General features: G+C 38.4%; 4 protein-coding genes. All 4 read left to right on the top strand.

Annotated elements, in window-relative coordinates; genetic code table 11:
- Nucleotides 1-182 precede the first annotated feature (182 nt).
- Nucleotides 183-614, top strand: a complete 432-nt coding sequence (locus ACOVQ4_RS15015) for a MarR family winged helix-turn-helix transcriptional regulator (RefSeq protein ID WP_421821445.1) — start codon at nt 183-185, stop codon at nt 612-614.
- A gap of 70 nt (nt 615-684) precedes the next feature.
- A complete protein-coding gene (locus ACOVQ4_RS15010) occupies nt 685-2,016 on the top strand; it encodes a TolC family protein (RefSeq protein WP_421821444.1) in 1,332 nt (443 codons plus the stop codon).
- A 12-nt stretch (nt 2,017-2,028) separates the two neighbouring features.
- Nucleotides 2,029-3,078, top strand: coding sequence for an efflux RND transporter periplasmic adaptor subunit (locus ACOVQ4_RS15005; protein ID WP_421821443.1), 1,050 nt, complete (start codon nt 2,029-2,031; stop codon nt 3,076-3,078).
- 123 nt (nt 3,079-3,201) lie between these two features.
- On the top strand, nt 3,202-6,303 hold the full coding sequence (locus tag ACOVQ4_RS15000; RefSeq protein WP_421821442.1) for an efflux RND transporter permease subunit: 3,102 nt from the start codon (nt 3,202-3,204) through the stop codon (nt 6,301-6,303).
- Nucleotides 6,304-6,576: the final 273 nt, after the last annotated feature.

The raw sequence follows: 6,576 nt of genomic DNA, 5'->3' as shown, positions 1-6,576 counted from the left end.
TATAACACTCTTTGCCTAGTGCCTGTTGCCTGTTGCCTTTAATTTAGGCTGTAAGCCGCTGATTGTTAATATATTTAAAAATATTTTATTATTTTTTTTGGAGAATTTAATTAGCTCTTTTACCTTTGAATCGTTGATTTTGTCAACTATTTTAAAAATCAACCTTATTAAAGTCAACTATTATGGAAGTACCACGCAGTTCATTTAGATATCTTTTTGCCGATACGGTGCGGTTATTGTTTAAGCAATCGACTCGTGAATTGGCTAATGCAGGTATTCAAATTTTGCCAGAACAACATTTTTTATTAAATCTTATTGCTTCAAAAGAAGAAACAATTCAATCGGATTTGGCTGAATTGATTCATAAAGACAAATCGGCTGTTATGCGCCATATCGACCAATTGGAGTCTATGGGCTATTTGATTCGTGTAAATGATACTGCCGATCGACGCAAAAAGCATTTGGTGATTACGGAGGCAGGAAAAGACATCATGCAGCAGTGTCAGGAAGTTATAGACCTTGTTACCGAACGAAATTTAGTAGGTATTTCGGACGAAGAGCTGGATGTATTTACAAAAGTGCTTATCAAATTAAAACAAAACGCAGAAAAATAATTTTTTTGACCAAATAGTTGATAAAATCAACTATTGATATTTCAACAATATTAAAATCAACTACTCTTTTATGAAAACAATACCATATTACCTAGCCCTATTAGGCTGTTGGCTTTCGCTGAGTGCCAAGGCACAGCAGCGACTCAGTCTAAAGTCGAGTGTAGATTATGCACTAAAAAATCATGTGAGTAATACGATTTATGAAAACGAAATAGCCTTAGCAAAGCAAAAGTCAGTAGAAGCCTTGGCGGGTTATTTGCCTCAGGTAAACGGTACAATCACATTTGATGACAACCTCAAACGCCAAGTTACGGTAATCCCAGCAGGAGCATTTTCACCAACTGAAATTAAACTACAGTTTGGTAACCAGTACAATACCACAGGAACAGTGCAGCTCGATCAGGTGATATATGACAAATCTATGTTAGTAGGTATCAAAGCTGCAGAGCCAAACAATCAGCTTTCGGCATTTAAGAAAGAACAAAACCAAGAGCAACTTATCTATAATACGGTAAGTGCCTATTTTCAGGTTTTGGTCATCAAAGAACAGGAAAAGTTGACCCTTGAAAACGAAAAGAAATATAAAGACTTGTTAGAAATATTGGCACTTCGTTTAGAGAAGGGCGTCATCAAAAAAACAGAATATGACCGCACTAAAGCAAGTTTAAATAACATTGTTGCACAAAAGTCTATCCTTCAAGTAAATAAACAAGTAGCCATAAATCGCTTAAAAAATGCCATTGGGATGCCAGTTACAGAAGAGATTGCCGATGTGGAGTCTTTGAATTATGAAGGGATGGCAATAGCCGAAAAGGAAAATAATTTTGAGTTGGGGAGCTTACTTGACCTTAAAATTCAAAATGCGAATGCTTCGCTTTTGTCATTTGATGTAAAACGCAAAGAAGCCGCATTCTTGCCAACAGTAACTATGTATGCTCGTTATGGTGGACAAAGTTTTGGGAATGAGTTTGGCTCGTCATTTGGTAAATGGTTTGATTTTTCAACGGTAGGCTTAAAAGTGAATATCCCGATGTTTAGTGGATACCGCAAAAGTAGCCAACTCAAACAAGCCGAAATTTCACTTTTGAACGCCAAGGCCAATTACAAGCTGTTGAGTGATAACCTTTCGATGGTATATCATAATTCTTCAGCTCAATTACAGAAATCTCAGTCAGATTTGAGTATCAATCGAGAGAATCTCGATTTTGCCAAAACAGTTTTGGAAAGCACCACGGTAGAATACGAAAAAGGTGTTGCCTCTCTATCCGACTTACTCAACTCGGATTATTCCTATAAAGAAGCACAAAGTAATTACATGACTTCACTTATCAATGTACTTAGCTCGAAATTGGAATACGAAAAATCAAAAGGGTCTTTAAAAAGCTATATCAATCAATTTTAATCAAAAATATCAATGAAAAAGTCAGTAATCACACTATCCATTATTGCTCTGGTAGGATTAATTGGATTTACGCTATATAAAAACAAAAAGAAAATTGAAGCAAACAAAGTAGTTGTAGACCGTTCGGCTCTTCCTGTGGCGGTTTCTACCTATCAGGTAAGCTACAAGGAATTAGAAGGTGATGTAAGTCTTCCTGCCAATATTGAACTAACCAACGAAGCAACCGTGACAAGTGCTATTCAAGGTAAAATCGAAACCTTGGGTATTGATGTAGGTTCGCGAGTACGCAAAGGACAGGTAATAGGCTCTTTGGATTCTAAGGTAAAGCAAATCAATTTGAAAGCTAATCAGTTAACGCTCGACAAATTAGAAAAGGATTTGAAACGTAATGCCGATTTGTTTAAAGGCAATGCCGGAACCGAGTTGAGCGTGAGCAATTCTAAATATGATGTTGAAAATACAAGAATTCAGATTGAATTGACCAAACAACAAATTGCCGATGGAAATATCATTGCTCCTATAAGTGGCGTGGTGACCTCCAGAAAGCTCATGGCTGGCGAATTTGCAAACCCAGGAAATGTTATCGCAACGATTGTTGATGACGTCAACCTGAAAGCGGTGGTTTATGTCAATGAGAAAGATGTTTATCAGCTAAAACTGGGTCAATCAGCCAAGATTACTACAGATGTTTTCCCGAACAAAACCTTTATGGGTCGTATCAAATTTATCTCTCCTAAAGGTGATGAAAACCATAATTATCGTGTAGAGTTGACTTTGACGGGTAATAGCCTTCGTGCGGGTACGTATGTGATGGTAAACTTTGATTTGGGTCGCAAAGGAAGCGTTTTACAAATTCCAAAATTGGCCTTGGCCGAGGGTATCAAAAATCCTTATGTATATGTAGTTCAGGAAGGTAAAGCTGTAATTCAAAAAGTTACACTGGGTCGTGAAATTGGCGAAAATATTGAGATTATCTCAGGTTTGCAACAAGGTCAGGAGGTAGTCACTAGTGGTCAAATCAACTTGACAAACGGTGCAAAAATTACTAAAACTGCTAACTAATCAAGTAGATGCAGAGAATGGGATAAATCGCTATAATTGAGATACCTCTAATAGCCCAAAGCTAGCAAACGATTGTAAGTACAATACCATTTTCTGTCATAAACAGCTAACGATCATACGAATATGTCAGTTACCGAACTTTCTATAAAACGCCCCTTATTGATTACTGTAATTTTTGTTACATTAATTTTATTCGGGTTCGTAGGCTATAAACAGCTCAACTACAACCTTTTGCCCAAATTTGAGGCAAATGTAATTATGGTTCAAACGGTGTACCGAGGTGCATCGTCTGATGAAATACAAAATGTGGTGACCAAACCAATCGAAGAGGCCGTTTCGGCTATCGAAGGAATCGACAAAATGTCATCGCAGTCAATGGAAGGCCTTTCCATAATCACGATTCAGTTAAAATCAGGAGTCAATACGCTCGATGCTCAACGTGATGCAGAAAGAAAAATTAACCAAATCAAATCTACGCTTCCCGACGATGCCGACGACCCAGTAGTGAACCGCTACAATACAGACGAAATACCTGTGTTGCGTATCTCTGCCTCGGCAAACTTGTCGGAGCCTGCCTTGTATGATTTGATTGAGCAAAAAATCAAACCACAAATTGCCAATGTGGCTGGGGTTGGTACGGTGCGCTTGATTGGTGGTAGCGAGAGAGAAATTCAAGTGAATCTTGATAATGACAAATTGCAAGCCTACAGTATCTCGTCGGCACAAGTCAATCAAATGATTGCTAATAGCAATATGTCTTATCCTGCGGGTAGTGTGTTGAGTAATTCAAATCGTACCTCAATTCGCTTAGACGCCAAGCTCGTAAAGGTTGAGGAGCTACGCAAACTCATCATCCGCCAAAATGCCGATGGAAGTAGAGTTTTGCTGTCTGATTTGGGTACTATTACCGATGCACAAACCGAACCAACAACTTTGAATAGGAACAACGGCAAAGCGGGTATCGGTATCGAAATCGTAAAACAAGCAGATGCCAATGCCGTAAATGTAAGTAAGTTTGTCAAAGAGAAGTTGATTGATATCAAAAAGCAATATGCTTCTCAAAAGTTTGATTACGAAATTGCTAATGACCAATCAATCTATACCTTGGCTTCTGCTGATGCGGTGGTACATGACCTATTCTTGGCAATTATTATTGTGGGTGGAGTAATGCTATTTTTCCTACATAGTTTCCGTAGCTCATTGTTTGTGTTGGTGGCTATTCCTTCGGCCATGATTCCGACATTCATCTTGATGTATGTTTTTGGATTCTCACTCAACTTGATGACTTTGATGGGTCTCTCATTAGTAGTAGGTATCTTGGTGGATGATAGTATTGTGGTTTTAGAAAACATCTATCGCCACCTCGAAATGGGTAAAGGTAAAATAGAATCGGCCCTTGAAGGTCGTCAGGAAATTGGTTTTACAGCGGTAGCGATTACTTTGGTAGACGTAGTGGTATTTTTACCTCTGTCGATGAGTGGGGGCTTGATTGGGAATATCCTCAGAGAGTTTTCATTAGTTGTAGTATTCTCAACTTTAATGAGTTTGTTCGTGTCGTTTACGCTAACACCACTCTTGGCTTCCAGATGGGGGAAAGTAGAAATACTGAGCAAATCGAGCTTATGGGGAAGAATCAACATCGCATTTGAAAATTTCTTAGATGGAATCAAAGATTTGTATGCCGATATTTTGACTTGGGCATTAGGTCACAAGCGCTGGGTACTAATTGCTATCTTAATTATGTTTGTGGGGTCGTTTTCGTTGCTTACTGCTGGTTTTATTGGATCTTCTTTTGCAGGAAATGGCGACCGCGGTGAGCTAACCATTCAATTGGAGTTATCTCCTCAAACACCTTTGGCTCAAACAAACTTGGTCACAAAGCAAATCGAACAAATGATTTTGCAAAAACCAGAAGTAGAAAAGGTATTTGCTAATATAGGTACGCAAACGGGTGCGATGGGTTCGGGTGGTAGCAACAGTAATATCTCCGAAATTGCTGTAACCTTGGTGCCAAAAGAGAATCGTAAAGTTTCATCCGAAATTTTTGGTACACAGTTGCGTGATGAAATCAATAAAATTCCTGGGGTAAAAGTAGTAATTCGTTTGACAGGAATCACTGGAAATAGTGAAGCTCCTATTCAAATCGCTATCAAAGGAGTGGATATGAACGAAATTCAGCAAGTAGCCAATCAGGTAAAGGATATAGTTCGTAATACACCTGGAACAGACTATGTGGAGTTTTCGACCAAAAGCTTAAAATCAGAAATCTCTGTGCAGTTAGACCGAGAAAAGATTGCCAATTTAGGCCTTAGCATTCCAGAGGTAGGTGGAGCAATTCAGTTGGCTTTTAGAGGTAATGATCAGTCTAAATTCAGACAATCGGGTGAAGAGTATCCCATCAATATTACCTTGGATAAATCAGATAAACGTTCTATCGAAAACGTTCGTGATTTGACCTTACGCAATAGTCGTGGTGCTATTATCAAACTCAAAGATGTGGCTACAGTGACAGAGGTTGTAGGACAATCAGTATTGGAACGCTCAGACCGAATGAATTCCATTAAAGTTACTGCATCTTCAGTAGGCCGTGCAACTGGTACAATTGTTACTGATATTCAGAAAAAAATCGATAAGCTCAAATTGCCTCAAGGAATTACGATTGAATATCTTGGCGAGATTCAGCGTCAGAAAGACGCTTTTGGTAGTCTCGGATTTGCCTTTTTGCTGGGGGTCATTTTGGTATACCTCATTATGGTGGCGTTGTACGAAAGCGTGGTATATCCATTTGTAGTATTGTTTTCGATTCCTGTGGCCTTGATTGGTGCGCTATTGGCTCTTGCTTTGACTATGGAATCGTTGACTATCTTCGCCATTGTTGGTTTGATTATGTTGTTGGGGCTAGTGGCCAAAAATGGTATTTTGATTGTCGACTTTACCAATCACCTAAAAGAAACAGGACTTTCCGTAAAAGAGGCGTTGATTGAGGCAGGTAAAGAGCGTTTACGTCCAATTTTGATGACCACAATCGCTATGATTGCAGGTATGCTTCCTATTGCGCTGGCAAGTGGTGCTGGCGCCGAGGTCAAAAATGGTATGGCATGGGTTATTATTGGTGGTTTAACGAGCTCCCTTTTGTTGACACTCTTGCTTGTGCCTTGTATATACATGATTGTTGAATCCTTGAAAAATAGAATTCTTCGTCGTAAAGTAGCAAAAACGGCTTAAGACCTTAATTATTAACTTGGTATTTTGTTCAAACCGCAGAGAAGCTTTTTCTGCGGTTTATTTTTTTATTATCGTTTTCTGTCGAAAAATTATCATTCAAAGGAATTCCAACCCATATTTTAAGCCTTTCATCCCATTCCTTCTTTCCTTCTTTTTGATATCCTATATCTTGCAAGCACGAATTAGGTAAGTCTAAAATCCTATCAATTGAATTTTAACTATTTTTTTAGTTATTTAGCTAAACTTTTAGTTAAAAATTCTTAAATTCATAAA

Source organism: Flectobacillus sp. (genome assembly GCF_049240685.1).
GTDB lineage: Bacteria > Bacteroidota > Bacteroidia > Cytophagales > Spirosomataceae > Flectobacillus.
The sequence above is the reverse complement of the archived record's forward strand: the minus strand, read 5'-3'. Positions and strand labels throughout refer to the sequence as shown.